Source organism: Streptomyces sp. NPDC050147 (assembly GCF_040660195.1).
GTDB lineage: Bacteria > Actinomycetota > Actinomycetes > Streptomycetales > Streptomycetaceae > Streptomyces.
Genome location: NZ_JBFALJ010000008.1, coordinates 43,049 through 57,236 on the forward strand (window position 1 = coordinate 43,049; position 14,188 = coordinate 57,236).

Consider the following 14,188-nt stretch of genomic DNA (forward strand, 5'->3'; position numbering starts at 1 on the left):
GCGGCCCCCCGCTCCCGCCCCCCAGCCGCCCACCGACATCAATTCGTCAGCCCCAACCAGACCGCTCCCAGACCGACTTGAGAGGCCGACCCCCATGCCCCCGCCGCCCGCGATCTCCCCGACGGCAGCCACTGCCCTGGTGCCCGGCGCGCCGCCACCGGACCCGGCGGCCAAGGGCGTGCGGAGCCGGGTCGCCTCCCGCGCCGGACTGGCGGCGACCTGCGCCGTGCTCCTGTTCCTGCTTCTCGTCTCCGTCGTCGTGGCCATCGGCCTCGGCTCCGCCGTCGTTTCGCCGGGCGACACCGCCCGGCTGCTGTGGGCGGCGCTGAGCGGCGGGAGCATCGATGCCGACGAGGTGACGACGTATCAGATCATTTGGCAGATACGTACACCTCGCGTGCTCCTGGCGGCACTTGTGGGCGCCGGACTCAGCGCGGTCGGCGTCGCCATCCAGGCGCTGGTGCGCAACGCGCTCGCCGATCCGTTCGTCCTGGGCGTCTCCTCGGGCGCCTCGGTCGGCGCGGTCGCCGTCACGGTCACCGGCGGCCTCGCGGCTCTCGGCATCTACGCGGTGTCGGCGGGGGCGTTCATCGGGGCGCTCGTCGCCTCCCTGCTCGTGTACGTCGCATCGGCGAGCCGCGGAGGCGGGCTCTCCCCGTTGCGGCTCGTTCTGACCGGCGTAGCCATGGCCCTCGGTTTCCAGGCCGTGATGAGCGTGATCATCTACTTCGCGCCGGACAGCGAGGCGACCAGCATGGTCCTCTACTGGACGATGGGCAGCTTCGGCGCCGCGAGCTGGGGCACCCTGCCCGTCGTGGCCGCCTGCGTGCTGCTCGGTGTCACCGTGCTCCACCGGTACAGCAGGGCGCTGGATGTCCTGGCGCTCGGCGACGAGACCGCGACGAGCCTGGGCATCAGCCCCGACCGGCACCGCAAGGGCCTGCTGCTGCTCGCCTCGCTGATCACCGGGGTGATGGTCGCCGTAAGCGGTGCGATCAGTTTCGTCGGCCTGGTGATGCCCCACCTCGTACGCATGGTGGTCGGCGCCACCCACGCCCGGGTGCTCGCCGTCGCACCGCTGGTCGGCGCGGTGTTCATGGTCTGGGTCGACCTGGTGTCGCGCACCCTGGTGGCGCCGCGCGAGCTGCCGCTCGGAGTCATCACGGCGCTGGTCGGGGTGCCGGTGTTCGTCGCGCTGATGCGCCGCAAGGCCTATATGTTCGGGGGACGTTGAGATGGAACTCGCACTCGACGGCCTGTCCGTCACCATCGACGGCAAGCTCCTCGTCCGGGACCTGTCCCTGGAGGTGGGCAGCGGCCAGATCGTGGGCCTGGTGGGCCCGAACGGCAGCGGCAAGTCCACCGCGCTCAAGTGCGTCTACCGCGCACTGCGTCCGAGCTCCGGCGTAGTCCGGGTGGGCACCGACGACCTCTCCCGCCTCACGCCGCGCCGCAGTGCGCAGGTCGTCGCGGCGATGGCCCAGGACGGCGCGGTGGACCTGGATTTCACGGTGGAGGAGGTCGTCGCCCTGGGCCGCGCGCCCCATCTGCGCGGCAACCAGGCTCTCGGCGAGCGCGAACGCGAGCTGTGCGCGCGCATCATGGCCCGACTCGACCTCACCCGCCTCGCGGACCGCGGCGTACTGACCCTGTCGGGCGGCGAACGTCAGCGCGTGTTGCTGGCAAGGGCGTTGGTGCAGGAGCCGCGCATCCTGGTCCTCGACGAGCCGACCAACCACCTCGACGTGCGCCACCAGATCGAGCTTCTGTCGCTCCTGAAGGGCTCGGGCCTGACCGTCCTCGTGGTCCTGCACGACCTCAACCTCGCCGCGGCCGCCTGCGACCGCATCGGTGTGCTGTCCCGGGGTGCGCTGGTGGCCGCGGGAACGCCGGAAGAGGTCCTCACCACGGGTCTCGTCGACGAGGTCTTCGGCGTCAAGGCCAGCGTGATCAGCCACCCCCTGACCGGCGACCCCCAGCTTCTCTACGCGCTGAGCCCGCCCATGCCCCTCTGACAAATCCGAGACCTCGTACACCTCCCACACCTCTCTGACACCTCTGACATCTCTCTGACACCCCTGACATCCGAAAGGCGCCACCAGGCCATGCCCAGAAGCGGAACACGCACCACCATCGGATCGGCCATCGCGGCAGCCCTGCTGCTCGGCGGCTGCGGCGCGGAGGTCGACTCGGACTCCAAGACCGCGGGCGAGTCCAAGAAGGTCACCGTCAAACGCTGCGGTGAGCCGGTCACGTACAAGACCCCGCAGCGCGCGGTGGTCTACGAAGGCGGCAGCGCCGACAAGATGTTCAGCCTCGGCCTGACCGAGCACGTCCACGGCTACGTGATGCCACCGGCCAACCCGCCGGTGAGCGAGTCCCCCTGGGCGTCGGAGTACGCCAAGGTGAAGATGCTCAGCGACGACCTGCTCAACAAGGAGCTCGTCGTGGAGGCCAAGTCGGACTTCGTCGTCGCGGGCTGGAACTCGGGCTTCAGCGACCAGCGCGGCATCACCCCGAAGATCCTGGACAAGCTCGGCGTCCAGAGCTTCATGCACACGGAGAGCTGCTTCAACTACCCCAAGTACCCGGAGAAAGTGACCCCGTTCAAGGCCCTGTACTCGGACCTGGACCGCCTGGGCAAGATCTTCAAGGTCGAGAAGAAGGCGGACGAGGTGGTGAGCGGCCTCAAGAAGCGCGTGGCGGCCGTCGAGTCCAAGGCCCCCAAGGGCGACCGGGTCCCCGTCTTCCTCTACGACTCCGGCACGGACCAGCCCTTCACGGCGGGCAGCCAGGTCCCGCCCAACGACATCATCAAGTCGGCCGGCGCCAAGAACATCTTCGACGGGCTCGACGAACGCTGGACCCAGGTGAACTGGGAGGCCGTCGCCGAGGCCGAGCCCGAGGTCATCATCATCTTCGACTACGGCGACATGCCCGCCAAGAAGAAGATCGACTTCCTGAAGAAGTCCCCGCACACCAAGGAACTGCCCGCCGTGAAGAAGAACAACTTCTTCGTCCTCGACTACAACGAGGGCATCAGCGGGCCGCGCAACATCGACGGCCTGGAGAAGTTCGGGAAGTACGTGCGGGAGCTGAAGCGGTGACGCGGGCGGCGCCCGCCCCACCTCACTGAGCCTGGTCGAGAGAGCCCGTCAGGCGCGCGAGGAGTCCCTGAAGGGTGAGGACCTCCTCGACGGTCATCCCGGTCGCGGCGAGAATCCGGCGCGGCACGGGAAGCGCCCGCTCGCGCAGCCCCTCCCCGGAGTCCGTCAGCTCGACAGTGACGGAACGCTCGTCGGCGGCGCTGCGCTCGCGCCGCACGAGCCCCGCGCTCTCCAGCCGCTTGAGGAGCGGCGAGAGCGTGCCGGAGTCGAGGCGCAGCCGCTCGCCGATGGCCTTGACGGGCTGCGGGCCGTGTTCCCAGATCACCAGCATGACCAGGTACTGGGGGTACGTGAGGCCGAGGTCCTTGAGGGCATCGCGGTAGACGCCGCCGAAGGCGCGCGAGGCGGCGTGCAGCGAGAAGCAGACCTGGTGATCAAGGCGGAGCAGCTCGGCGTCGGGCACGTCGGGCAGCTCGCCTCCGGGCAGCACGGCGGGCAGCTCGCCTCCGGGCGGCGGCGGTACGGCGGTCGGCGATGACGTCATGGGTCAAGCGTACCTCGCCCACACGATTTAGTTGTGCACAACTAAACCGTGTGCAACCATAACTGCGGAGCGAACGCACCCCGTTCGTCACGTTCCGTTCTTCGACCGAGGGAAGAGGCACCCCATGAACGCGCTGTACACCGCCGTCGCCACCGCGAACGGCCGCGAGGGCCGCGCCGTCAGCTCCGACGGCCAGATCGACCTCGCGCTCGCCATGCCCCCGGCCCTGGGCGGCAACGGACAGGGCACCAACCCCGAGCAGCTCTTCGCCGCCGGGTACGCGGCCTGTTTCGCCAGCGCCATGGGGGCCGTCGCCCGAGAGATGAAGGTCGACACTAAGGACGTCTCGGTGACCGCCGAGGTCTCCATCGGCAAGGACGACGCGGGCTTCGGGCTCGCGGTCGTGATGCGCGTGGAGCTGCCGGACCACCTGGCCGGCGAGACAGGGCAGCAGCTGGTCGAGGCCACGCACGCGTACTGCCCGTACTCGAAGGCCACGCGCGGCAACATCGAGGTCGAGCTCGTCATCGAGTAGACGTTCAAGGACGGTGCCCCGCGGCAGGTACCGTAGGAGGACCGATCTCATGGGCCTCCTGGTGGGCTGCGTGAACCCCAGGAGGCCCAGCATGACGACGAACCGCGGACGCAAGGACGTCATCCGGAACCGGATGACCTCGACCGGCGAGTCGTACAACGTCGCCGCCCGCAATCTCAAGGCGATGAAGGACATGGGCGCCACCCGCGAGGCGGTCCTCACGCAGCGCTGGCAGCCCGCCGAGACCCTGGACGTGCCGTGCCCCTGCGGCGGCACCTGCGAGCCGGGTGAGAAGTGCGACCGCTGCCATGCCCGCCACCGCCACGTGGCCCGCTACCCCGGCAGCCGCACCGAGGTCGAGACCTGGGCGGACCGCTACGACTGCATGGGCTGCGCCTCCACGTACACCATCCTCGTCGTCCTGCCCGGCCGCCCCTGGGGCGTCACCGAGACGGTGATCCAGGGCGCGGCCACCGAGCCGGTGATCAAGGCCCGGGTGTTCCCGGGCGTGAAGCACCCGCTGCTGCGTCCGGAGACCCCGGAAGAAGACTGAGCCAAGGCCCGGCGCGGCGGCGGGACGAGAGGCCGTCCGATATCCGAAACTGGCTGACCGGCTTCTGACCGGTTTCCCCTCTTGACGCCGCCCCGCCCCGCCCCCAACATCAGGCAACGCACCACGCGCCCCACCTCTGCTCAGTACAGCTCCAGCGCCCTGCGGCATCCGCGTCGCAGGGCGTCAGTACGTTCCGTCCCCCTCGCTGTTCGGAATTCGGAGCCCCACATGAAAATCTCCAGACCCGCCATACCCCGCACCCTGAGACGGGCCACCGCGGGCGTCGCCACGCTCGCCGCCGCCGGACTGCTCGCCACCGCCGCGCCCGCGGCCCTCGCGGCCCCTTCTCCGACGCTCGCGGCCCCCGACATCCCGCTCGCCAACGTCAAGGCGCACCTCTCCCAGTTCCAGTCCATCGCCTCGGCCAACGGCGGCAACCGCGCCCACGGGCGCCCCGGCTACAAGGCCTCCATCGACTACGCGAAGGCCAAGCTGGACGCGGCCGGGTTCACCACCACCGTGCAGCAGTTCACCTCCAGCGGCGCGACCGGCTACAACCTCATCGCGGACTGGCCGGGCGGCGACCCGAACAAGGTCGTGATGGCGGGCGCCCACCTCGACAGCGTCAGCTCGGGGCCCGGCATCAACGACAACGGCTCGGGCTCGGCGGGCGTCCTGGAGACCGCCCTCGCCGTCTCGCGCGCACAGCTGGAGCCGACGAAGCACCTGCGGTTCGCCTGGTGGGGCGCGGAGGAGCTGGGCCTGATCGGTTCCAAGTACTACGTCAACAACCTCCCCTCCACCGAGCGCGCCAAGGTCGCCGGTTACCTCAACTTCGACATGATCGGCTCCCCGAACCCGGGCTACTTCGTCTACGACGACGACCCGGTCATCGAGAAGACGTTCAAGGACTACTACGCGGGTCTGAACGTCCCCACGGAGATCGAGACCGAGGGCGACGGCCGCTCCGACCACGCCAGCTTCAAGAACGTGGGCATCCCGGTCGGCGGCCTCTTCACCGGCGCGAGCCGCACGAAGACCAGCGCCCAGGCCCAGAAGTGGGGCGGCACGGCGGGCCAGGCCTTCGACCGCTGCTACCACTCCTCGTGCGACACGACGTCGAACATCAACGACACCGCCCTCGACCGCAACAGCGACGCCATCGCCCACGCCGTCTGGACCCTCGGCACGGACACTCCCGTCCCGCCCGGCGACTCGTACGAGAACACCGCGGACGTCGCCATCCCCGACAACGGCGCGGCCGTCACCTCGACGGTGAACGTGACCGGCCGCACGGGCAACGCCCCGGCCACCCTCAAGGCGGACGTCGACATCCGGCACACCTGGCGCGGCGACGTGGTCGTCGACCTGCTCGCCCCCGACGGCACGGCATACCGCCTGAAGAACTCCAGCGGCAACGACTCGGCGGACAACGTCATCGCGACGTACACGGTCAACGCGTCGAGCGAACCGGCGAACGGCGCCTGGAAGCTGCGGGTGCAGGATGTGGCGGCGCAGGACACGGGCTACATCAACAGCTGGAAGCTGACGTTCTGAGGCTTTCCGGACCTGACACGCGTCGGGGCCCGGCAGCGTTCTTCCGCTGCCGGGCCCCGACGAAGTGAACCGCTGCTCAGCCCTCCGTGGGCGTCAGCGTCAGCGAGATCGAGTTGATGCAGTACCGCTGGTCCGTCGGTGTCGCGTAGCCCTCGCCCTCGAATACGTGGCCGAGGTGCGAGCCGCAGCGCGCGCACCGGACCTCCGTGCGGACCATGCCGTGCGAGGCGTCCTGGAGGAGTTCGACCGCGTCCGTGTCCTTGGGGTCGAAGAAGCTCGGCCAGCCGCAGTGCGACTCGAACTTCTCCTCCGAGGTGAAAAGCTCCGCGCCGCACGCGCGGCAGGAGTAGACGCCCTTGGTCTTGGTGTCGGTGTACTCACCCACGAACGCGGGCTCGGTGCCCGCCTGGCGCAGCACCGCGTACTCCGAGGGGCTGAGCTCCGCGCGCCACTGCTCGTCCGGCTTCTCGACGTCGTACGACATGAGACTGAACCCCTTACTTCGAAAGCGCTGCCAAGATCTGCGGGCCGAGGTCGGTGACGTCGCCCGCTCCCATGGTGAGAACGAGATCGCCGGGCCGCGTCATTCCCGCGACGACCTGGGCGGCTTCGGCCTTGTCGTGCACGGCCCGCACCTCCGCGCCGGCCTCGACCGCCGCGTCGATGATCAAAGCGCTGGTGATGCCCGGGATCGGGTCCTCGCGTGCGGGGTAGATGTCGAGGACCACGGAGGCGTCCGCGAGGGCCAGGGCCTGGCCCATCTCCTTGCCCAGCTCCTGCGTGCGGGAGAAGAGGTGGGGCTGGAAGAGGACGAGGATGCGTGAGTCGCCGGCGGAGGAGCGCATCGCCTCCAGGTCAGCGGTCATCTCCGTGGGGTGGTGCGCGTACGAGTCGACGACCTGGACGCCCGCCGCCTCGCCCTTGAGCTGGAGGCGGCGCTTGACGCCGGTGTACGAGCCGATGGCCGACGCGAGGTTGTGCGCCGGGATGCCGAGGGCGATGCCCGCGGCCAGGGCCGCCACCGCGTTGTGGGCGTAGTGGCGGCCGGGGACCGAGACCATGAAGGTCAGGAACTTGCCGTTGAGGATCACCGTGACCTCGCTGGTCAGGCCGCGCGCAGTGATCTTGTGGATGCGGAGGTCGGCGCCCTCGGACTCGCCGTAGGTCACCACCTTCAGCTCGCCCAGGTCGCGCACGCGCCGCGTCAGCTCGGCCGCGCCCTCCTGGTCCGCCGCGATCACCAGGGTGCCACCGGGGACGATCTTGCCGGCGAACGTCTCGAAGGACTCGTAGATCTCGTCCATCGACGCGTAATTGGCGTGGTGGTCGAGCTCCACGTTCAGGACGATGGCGACCTCGGGCGCGTACTTGTGGAAGCTGCGGTCGCTCTCGTCCGCCTCGGCCACGAAGATGTCGCCGTCGCCGTGCAGCGCGTTCGAGCCCGGCGCGTCCAGGTCGCCGCCGATCGCGTACGACGGGTCGAGGCCGAGGGTGGAGAGCGTGACGGCGAGCATCGACGTCGTCGTCGTCTTGCCGTGCGTGCCGGCCACCGCGATCGGGCGCAGGCCCTCCATGAGGGAGGCGAGCGCGTCCGAGCGGTGGACGACCGGAATGTCCAGCTCCGTGGCGCGGGCCAGCTCGGGGTTGTCGGCGCGGATCGCGGAGGAGACGACCACGCAGGTCGCGTCCGAGGCGAGGTGCGCGGCGTCGTGGCCGATGTGGACCGTGGCGCCCAGGGTCCGCAGGGCCTCGGCCGTGGCCGACTCCCGCGCGTCACTGCCCGCGACCTTGGCGCCGCGCTGGGCCAGGATCTTGGCGATGCCCGACATTCCGGCGCCGCCGATGCCGATGAAGTGCGGTCGGTCCATGGCGGTGGGCAGGCCGGGTGCCATACGTGTGTCTCCCCAAGGGTCCAAGAGTTACGGCAGATGAGCAGGGCCCAGACTATTGCCTCGGCCGGACAGCGAGCACACCCGCGCCCCGTGAGGGGCACGGGGAACCTCACGACCAGCCCCGTCGCGAGCCGTGCGACCAGCGCGCTCAGTCCTTCGCGTGTGAGAACAGCTTCAGGACCGGTACGCCCACCTTGTGCCGCGCCCGCGAAGCCCAGTCCCGGTGGAAGAACTCCTCGACGTAGTGCGGGTCGGTCAGCACGATGACCTCGTCCGCGTCCGACTCGTCGACCAGCTGCTTGAGCGCGTCGAGGGGGTGGTCCTCGATCAGCTGTCCCGTTGCCTCACAGCCCGCCGCGTGCAGTGCCGTCAGCGAGACCTCGAGGGCCTTCTGCGCGGGGGCCGTGGCGTCCTGCCCCTCGGGCACGTCGCCTTCCTTCGCCGCCTCGTCGAGTTCGCCCAGAGCCACGTCGTCGATGGCTCGAAGGAGACGGTCCGCCTGATCGCCGCGAGGCTGGAGCAGGACCCGGAAACTGACCGTCTCGTCACCGTGCAAGGTGGTGACGAACTCCACGTCGGCGGAGGTCAGCGCCTTCTCGATCATCAATACGCTTGTGAACACGACAGGCGCCCTTCTCATCCGTGGGCCGCCGAGAATCTGTCTCGACAGGCCCCTGCGGAAACCATCCTGCCCCGTGGCCGCACGGGGTCTGCGACTTTTAGTGTGCCCAACGGAAGCGAAACGGAACGGCTGATTCCGCTGATTGTCAGGTCCGACGGTATCGGGTGAAGAGGAACCCGGCCTCCTCCAGTACGGAAGCCAGGGTGAATCGTTCCGGCACCGCCAGCGCCGACCCCCAGGCGATCCGCTGCGCGTCCCCCGCGGTGAGCATCGGGGACACCGTCAGACAGAGCTCGTCCAGGGCCCCCGCCGCCACGAACTGACCAAGCAGCCGGGGCCCGCCCTCCGTGAGCAGCCGGGTCAGGCCGCGCTCGGCCAGGGCGGGCGCGACCCGCTCCGGCTCGACCGCGGCACCCTCCCCCGCGAGCACCACCACGGCGCCCGCCTTCTCGGCCGCCGCGACCCGGTCCGCGGGCGCCGCGGCACCGGTCACCACGAGCGTCGGCACCAGGGGGGAGGTGAAAAGCGGAAGGGAGAAATCCAGGTCGAGGCTCGCGCTGACGACCGCGATCGCGGGCACCACCGTCTGCCCGGCCGCCGCTCTGCGTTCGGCGAAGGCCTCACGCGCGCGTGCCGGGCGGTAACCCTCCTGGCGGACCGTTTCGGCACCGACGACCACGACATCGGCGACCGCGCGCAGGGTGCCGAAGATCCGCATGTCCGTGTCGTTCGAGATGGGGTGTGAGCGGCCGTCGTGCTGAGCCGCCCCGTCGAGCGTGGACACCATGTTGGCGCGCAGCCAGGAGGTCTCGCCCGAGGGGTAGGCGTACGCGTCGGCCAGCTCCCCCAGCCCCCACTCTCGTACTGATGTTTCGTCTGTCTGGTCGGTCACAGGGAACAGGCGTCGCATGTCCAGCAGTCTTGCACGGCGCTTAGAGTTATGAACCGTGTCGTCCTCCACCGCCGCCCCCGGGCAGAGCCCCATAGCCGAAGCGGCTCCCCTGTCGCTGTGCGCCCGCGAGCCCCACGTACCCGCCGACCGCTTGGTCGCCGAGATGGTGCCGCCGCCGCGCTTCGACTCCGTCCGCTTCGATACGTACATTCCGGACCCGAACCAGCCGAGCCAGACCGAGGCCGTGCGGGTCCTGAGCGGCTTCGCGGCCGGGCTCGGCGGGGCGCACGCCTCCGGCGCGGGCAAGAAGCGCTGGTTCGGCCGCGCCAAGCCCGCGCCCCCCACGGGCCCCCGCGGTGTCTACCTCGACGGCGGCTATGGGGTGGGCAAGACCCACCTCCTGGCCTCCCTGTGGCACGCGACGCCCGCGGCGCCCGAGCAGAAGGCGTTCGGCACCTTCGTCGAGCTGACGAACCTGGTCGGGGCGCTCGGCTTCCAGCAGACCGTGCGCACCCTCAGCGGCCACCGGCTTCTGTGCATCGACGAGTTCGAACTCGACGACCCCGGCGACACGGTGCTCGTCTCCTCGCTGCTCGCGCGGCTCGTCGACGAGGGCGTGGCGCTCGCCGCGACGTCGAACACGCTGCCGGGCAAGCTCGGCGAGGGAAGGTTCGCGTCCGCCGACTTCCTGCGCGAGATCCAGGGCCTGGCCACCCACTTCAAGTCGCTGCGCATCGACGGCGACGACTACCGCCACCGGGGCCTTCCGGAAGCACCCGCTCCGTACTCGGAGCAGCAGGTCACCAAGACCGCGTACGCGACCGAGGGCGCGAGCCTCGACGACTTCCCGCATCTGCTCGACCACCTCGCGCGCGTCCACCCCAGCCGGTACGGAGCGCTCACCGACGAGCTCCGGGCCGTCTGCCTCACCGACGTGACGCCCGTCCCCGATCAGTCGACCGCCCTGCGCCTCGTCGTGCTCGCCGACCGCCTGTACGACCGCGAGGTCCCGGTGCTCGCCTCGGGTGTGCCCTTCGACCAGCTGTTCAGCGAGGACATGCTCAACGGCGGCTACCGGAAGAAGTACTTCCGGGCGATCTCCCGGCTCACGGCACTCGCGCGGGACGCACAGAGCCTCGTCAAGCCGTAGCGACTCACCGCTACGCGCGTGGTTCCCGCACGCCTAGGCGCGTGGTACACACATCCGGTCATGTTCCTGTCCGCCAGCAGGAGGTCGACCTTTTATGTCCACGACACGACGTCAGGTGCTCGCACGTACCGGTGCGGTGGGTGCGGGTATCGCGTTCACCGGCGCGCTCTCGGAGCTCTTCGCCGGGAGCGCTGCCGCGCAAGGCAAGGCAGGATACGGGCCGTTGGTGCCCGACCCCGCCGGTCTGCTCGATCTGCCGAAAGGTTTCCGCTACAAGGTCCTCTCGCGGGAGGGCGGCGACCTGTCCTCCGGTGAGGGCAAGGTCCCGAGCAACTTCGACGGCATGGACGCGTTCCGCGGCAAGCGCGGGGGCGTGCATCTCGTGCGCAACCACGAGAACCGCCACAACGGAAGAACGCCCGTGCCCACGGTCAAGGGCCTCACCTACGACCCGATGGCCAAGGGCGGTTGTACGGCGCTCGCGCTCGACCGCCACAACAACGTCCTGAGCGAGCGCGTCGCGATCGCCGGGACCGCCGTCAACTGCGCGGGGGGTCCCACCCCGTGGGGCACCTGGCTGACCTGCGAGGAGAACGAGGACAAGGCCGGCACGAACGGATACACCAAGGACCACGGCTTCATCTTCGAGGTCGACCCCGTCGACCCGCGCCGCACCGGAGCCGTGCCGCTCACCGCGATGGGCCGCTTCCAGCACGAGGCGATCGCCGTCGATCCACGGCGCGGCGTCGTCTACGAGACCGAGGACGCCTTCCAGAAGCCCTTCGGCCTCTTCTACCGCTTCCTGCCCAAGAAGCCCGAGGGCGGCCGTGGTTCGCTCCGCGCGGGCGGCAAGCTGCAGGCCATGCGGGTGCCGGGCGTGCCCGACCTGTCCGCGGTCCAGGAGACGGGCGCGTGCTTCGACGGCGTCGAGTGGGTCGACGTACCTGACCCGCTCGCGGCCCAGACCCCCATCCGCCTCCAGGACTTCGGCCCCAAGGGCATCACGCACGCGCAGAAGCTGGAGGGCTGTTACTGGGGCGGGAGCTCCGTCTACTTCGTGTCGTCCTTCGCGCACAGCGCGGAGGGCTCGGCAGCCGACCACTTCGGACAGGTCTGGCGCTACGAACCGTCGAAGCGCCGCCTCACCCTGGTGATCGTCTTCGGCCCGAGCACCGACATCCAGCTGCCCGGCGAGTCCCCCGACAACATCTGCCTCGCGCCCAGCGGCGGCCTGATGGTGGCCGAGGACGGCGGCGGCGCCCAGCACGTGTACGGCCTGACGCGGCGCGGCGAGGTCTACACGATGGCCCGCAACCGGCAGAACATCGGCACCCCTCAGGAGCCCGAGTGGGGCGAGTTCGCGGGCGTCTCGTTCTCACCGGACCACGACACGATGTACGTCAACTGCTACACCCCGGGCACCACGTTCGCGGTGACCGGGCCCTGGCACCGGACCTGACCGTGGCCGGGCGGGGTGCGCGGCGGTCCGTCGCGCGCCCCGCCCCTGCCGACCGCTAGGAGCCGACCACCGGGTAGTGGTCGGACAGGTTGGTGTACGTGTACCGCTTGCCCCAGCTGGAGACCGTCCAGGGCGCGCTCCGCTCCTTGACCACCTCGTTGTGCCAAGTGGCGGGGCGGGCGTGGCCCTTGCGGTGCAGGACGTGGTCCAGGTCCTCGCGGGGGTCGTCCGGGTAGCGCTCGGACGCGATGGAGTTGTCCTGGGTGTCGAAGGAGTACGGGTGGCCGCCGCGGCTGTCGGCGGGTGCGAATCCGCCGTTGGCAAGCATGGACGCGTACTCACCACTGTGGGAGTCGACGTTGAAGTCGCCCGCCACGACGACCTGTTCACCCGCCGGGATGTTCTTGCCATCCAGGAAGGCGTCCATCTCCTTGAACTGCAGGGCGCGCGTCGCGGCCGCCTCACCGGAGCCGCAGCCCGGGTCGGTGGACTGGGCGTGGACGCCGACGACGTGCACCTTCGTGCCGTTGACGTCCAACTGGGCATAGACGAAGCCCTTGTTGGAGTACGAGTCGGAGCCACAGGCATCCTTGTAGACGTACTGCTCCTTGCGCTGGATCGGCCACTTGCTCAGGACCGTCACGCCACCGTCCTCCGGGGTCACCGACGAGTACGCGCCGCCGGTGGCGTCCCAGCCGTCCTTGCTCCGGCCCATAACGGGGGTCTGGTGCGGGTAGCGGTCCGCGGCGTTGGCCTTCAGGGCGTCGGACGAGAAGTTGTCGAAGGCCTCCTGGAGGACGACCACATCCTTGCCCTGGAAGAAGTCCGCGGCCGGTATGGCCTTGGCGCGGTGGTCCTGGCCCCAGTTCGGGTAGAGGTTCTTGCTGAAGAGGAACGCGTTGTACGAGAGCACCTCGAGTGCGGGAGTGTCGACAGAGGCGGCAGGCGCGTCGGCGGCGGTCGCGGACGGAGCGACGGCGGCGAGCGTGGCCGCGGCGAGCACCGTACTGATCGCGGCGGCGTGGGTCCTGCGCAGCGCTGGGTGCGGCACTGAATCTCCTGGGAGTGGGGGGCTGTTGAGGAAATGCGCGTGATGTGCGCGATGTACGCGTTGCACGTGCGGTGTGGCTGATGGGGCGCCGCACATCCAATCAGCCGCGATTACTTCTGGGGATACGTCACGTGAACAAAGAACCCGCGTCGGGAACGCGACGATTTTGTGCGACCCGCCGGGACGTGAACCGCTCGGGGCGTCCTGGCGATCACAGGTCGGCGAGCGTGTTCTCCACCGTGTCGAGCAGCGCCTGCCGGTCGTCCTGCACGCGGGCGAGTACACGCAGCCCGTAGTACGTGCTCTGCACCCGGCGGGCCACGGTCCGCGCGTCGGCCGTCGACCGGAGCTCACCCGTGCGCCTGCCGGCGGCCACGACCGCGCGCAGCTCCTCCTCCACCCGGTCGAAGTTGCGCCGCACCGCTTCCTTGACCTCCGGGTCGAGCCCGGCGATCTCGACGGCGGCGCTGATCGCGAAGCAGCCGCGCCCGTCCGCCTCGTCGAGATCGGCGTCCACGGCATGGACCATCATGTGCCGCAGCCGCTCCTTGGCCGTGCCGTCGCCCCGCAGGATCGCGACCTGCTCGGCGGTCTTGGTCTCGTGGTAGCGCCGCAGTGCGCGCAGATAGAGCTGCCGCTTGCCGCCGAAGGTGTTGTAGAGACTGGAGGGCCCCAGGCCGGTGCTGTCGCACAGCGCGCGCGTCGAGGTGCCCTCGTAGCCGTGCCGCCAGAACGTTTCCATGGCGGCGGTGACGACGCGGTCCTCGTCGAACTCTCGTGGCCTGGCCATGGACCCCACAGTACGGGTTTTGGAATACGCGTACAA

15 protein-coding genes are annotated in these 14,188 nt (G+C 69.8%); 8 read left to right on the forward strand and 7 right to left on the reverse strand.

Features of this window, described 5'->3' with window-relative positions:
* Window positions 1-94: 94 nt before the first annotated feature.
* The 3 genes from AB0I94_RS14775 to AB0I94_RS14785 all read left to right on the forward strand — a co-directional run bounded on the left by AB0I94_RS14775 (window position 95) and on the right by AB0I94_RS14785 (window position 3,107).
* The gene (locus tag AB0I94_RS14775; protein WP_363309937.1) at window positions 95-1,234 is read left to right on the forward strand and encodes an iron ABC transporter permease; all 1,140 of its coding nucleotides are present in this window, start codon (window positions 95-97) and stop codon (window positions 1,232-1,234) included.
* Between the two features lies 1 nt (window position 1,235).
* The gene (locus tag AB0I94_RS14780) at window positions 1,236-2,015 is read left to right on the forward strand and encodes an ABC transporter ATP-binding protein (RefSeq protein ID WP_363309938.1); all 780 of its coding nucleotides are present in this window, start codon (window positions 1,236-1,238) and stop codon (window positions 2,013-2,015) included.
* A 90-nt stretch (window positions 2,016-2,105) separates the two neighbouring features.
* A complete protein-coding gene (locus AB0I94_RS14785; RefSeq protein ID WP_363309939.1) occupies window positions 2,106-3,107 on the forward strand; it encodes an ABC transporter substrate-binding protein in 1,002 nt (333 codons plus the stop codon).
* A gap of 22 nt (window positions 3,108-3,129) precedes the next feature.
* Here the strand turns inward: AB0I94_RS14785 and AB0I94_RS14790 are convergent, their stop codons facing one another.
* Entirely contained in the window at window positions 3,130-3,651 is a 522-nt protein-coding gene (locus tag AB0I94_RS14790; protein ID WP_363309940.1) for a MarR family transcriptional regulator, read from the reverse strand.
* A 124-nt stretch (window positions 3,652-3,775) separates the two neighbouring features.
* Here AB0I94_RS14790 and AB0I94_RS14795 point away from each other — a divergent pair, with 124 nt between their 5' ends.
* From AB0I94_RS14795 to AB0I94_RS14805, 3 genes are all read left to right on the forward strand, one after another.
* Complete coding sequence (locus AB0I94_RS14795; protein ID WP_363309942.1) at window positions 3,776-4,186, forward strand: organic hydroperoxide resistance protein; 411 nt, start codon at window positions 3,776-3,778, stop codon at window positions 4,184-4,186.
* Window positions 4,187-4,277: 91 nt separating this feature from the next.
* Complete coding sequence (locus AB0I94_RS14800) at window positions 4,278-4,739, forward strand: hypothetical protein (protein WP_363309943.1); 462 nt, start codon at window positions 4,278-4,280, stop codon at window positions 4,737-4,739.
* Between the two features lie 228 nt (window positions 4,740-4,967).
* Entirely contained in the window at window positions 4,968-6,296 is a 1,329-nt protein-coding gene (locus AB0I94_RS14805; RefSeq protein WP_363309944.1) for a M28 family metallopeptidase, read from the forward strand.
* Window positions 6,297-6,372: 76 nt separating this feature from the next.
* Here AB0I94_RS14805 and msrB read toward each other — a convergent pair whose 3' ends face one another.
* From msrB to AB0I94_RS14825, 4 genes are all read right to left on the reverse strand, one after another.
* Window positions 6,373-6,780, reverse strand: a complete 408-nt coding sequence (gene msrB / locus AB0I94_RS14810) for a peptide-methionine (R)-S-oxide reductase MsrB (protein ID WP_363309946.1) — start codon at window positions 6,778-6,780, stop codon at window positions 6,373-6,375.
* Window positions 6,781-6,793: 13 nt separating this feature from the next.
* Entirely contained in the window at window positions 6,794-8,188 is a 1,395-nt protein-coding gene (gene murC, locus AB0I94_RS14815) for a UDP-N-acetylmuramate--L-alanine ligase (protein WP_363309947.1), read from the reverse strand.
* Window positions 8,189-8,336: 148 nt separating this feature from the next.
* The gene (locus AB0I94_RS14820) at window positions 8,337-8,810 is read right to left on the reverse strand and encodes an indole-3-glycerol phosphate synthase (RefSeq protein WP_363309948.1); all 474 of its coding nucleotides are present in this window, start codon (window positions 8,808-8,810) and stop codon (window positions 8,337-8,339) included.
* 145 nt (window positions 8,811-8,955) lie between these two features.
* Window positions 8,956-9,720, reverse strand: a complete 765-nt coding sequence (locus tag AB0I94_RS14825) for a pyrimidine reductase family protein (RefSeq protein ID WP_363309950.1) — start codon at window positions 9,718-9,720, stop codon at window positions 8,956-8,958.
* Window positions 9,721-9,757: 37 nt separating this feature from the next.
* Here AB0I94_RS14825 and zapE point away from each other — a divergent pair, with 37 nt between their 5' ends.
* The gene (zapE, locus tag AB0I94_RS14830) at window positions 9,758-10,852 is read left to right on the forward strand and encodes a cell division protein ZapE (RefSeq protein ID WP_363309951.1); all 1,095 of its coding nucleotides are present in this window, start codon (window positions 9,758-9,760) and stop codon (window positions 10,850-10,852) included.
* A gap of 94 nt (window positions 10,853-10,946) precedes the next feature.
* Window positions 10,947-12,311, forward strand: coding sequence for an alkaline phosphatase PhoX (locus tag AB0I94_RS14835; protein ID WP_363309952.1), 1,365 nt, complete (start codon window positions 10,947-10,949; stop codon window positions 12,309-12,311).
* A gap of 55 nt (window positions 12,312-12,366) precedes the next feature.
* On the opposite strand, the gene sph is transcribed toward AB0I94_RS14835, so the two are convergent.
* The gene (gene sph / locus AB0I94_RS14840; RefSeq protein WP_363309953.1) at window positions 12,367-13,362 is read right to left on the reverse strand and encodes a sphingomyelin phosphodiesterase; all 996 of its coding nucleotides are present in this window, start codon (window positions 13,360-13,362) and stop codon (window positions 12,367-12,369) included.
* Between the two features lie 211 nt (window positions 13,363-13,573).
* A complete protein-coding gene (locus AB0I94_RS14845) occupies window positions 13,574-14,152 on the reverse strand; it encodes a TetR/AcrR family transcriptional regulator (protein ID WP_363309954.1) in 579 nt (192 codons plus the stop codon).
* Window positions 14,153-14,188: the final 36 nt, after the last annotated feature.

Bases quoted from the DNA above. Each gene is read 5' to 3' on its own strand.
- AB0I94_RS14775 (WP_363309937.1), top strand. From the start codon at position 95: ATGCCCCCGCCGCCCGCGATCTCCCCGACGGCAGCCACTGCCCTGGTG.
- AB0I94_RS14780 (WP_363309938.1), top strand. From the start codon at position 1,236: ATGGAACTCGCACTCGACGGCCTGTCCGTCACCATCGACGGCAAGCTC.
- AB0I94_RS14785 (WP_363309939.1), top strand. From the start codon at position 2,106: ATGCCCAGAAGCGGAACACGCACCACCATCGGATCGGCCATCGCGGCA.
- AB0I94_RS14790 (WP_363309940.1), bottom strand. From the start codon at position 3,651: ATGACGTCATCGCCGACCGCCGTACCGCCGCCGCCCGGAGGCGAGCTG.
- AB0I94_RS14795 (WP_363309942.1), top strand. From the start codon at position 3,776: ATGAACGCGCTGTACACCGCCGTCGCCACCGCGAACGGCCGCGAGGGC.
- AB0I94_RS14800 (WP_363309943.1), top strand. From the start codon at position 4,278: ATGACGACGAACCGCGGACGCAAGGACGTCATCCGGAACCGGATGACC.
- AB0I94_RS14805 (WP_363309944.1), top strand. From the start codon at position 4,968: ATGAAAATCTCCAGACCCGCCATACCCCGCACCCTGAGACGGGCCACC.
- msrB (WP_363309946.1), bottom strand. From the start codon at position 6,780: ATGTCGTACGACGTCGAGAAGCCGGACGAGCAGTGGCGCGCGGAGCTC.
- murC (WP_363309947.1), bottom strand. From the start codon at position 8,188: ATGGCACCCGGCCTGCCCACCGCCATGGACCGACCGCACTTCATCGGC.
- AB0I94_RS14825 (WP_363309950.1), bottom strand. From the start codon at position 9,720: ATGCGACGCCTGTTCCCTGTGACCGACCAGACAGACGAAACATCAGTA.
- AB0I94_RS14835 (WP_363309952.1), top strand. From the start codon at position 10,947: ATGTCCACGACACGACGTCAGGTGCTCGCACGTACCGGTGCGGTGGGT.
- AB0I94_RS14845 (WP_363309954.1), bottom strand. From the start codon at position 14,152: ATGGCCAGGCCACGAGAGTTCGACGAGGACCGCGTCGTCACCGCCGCC.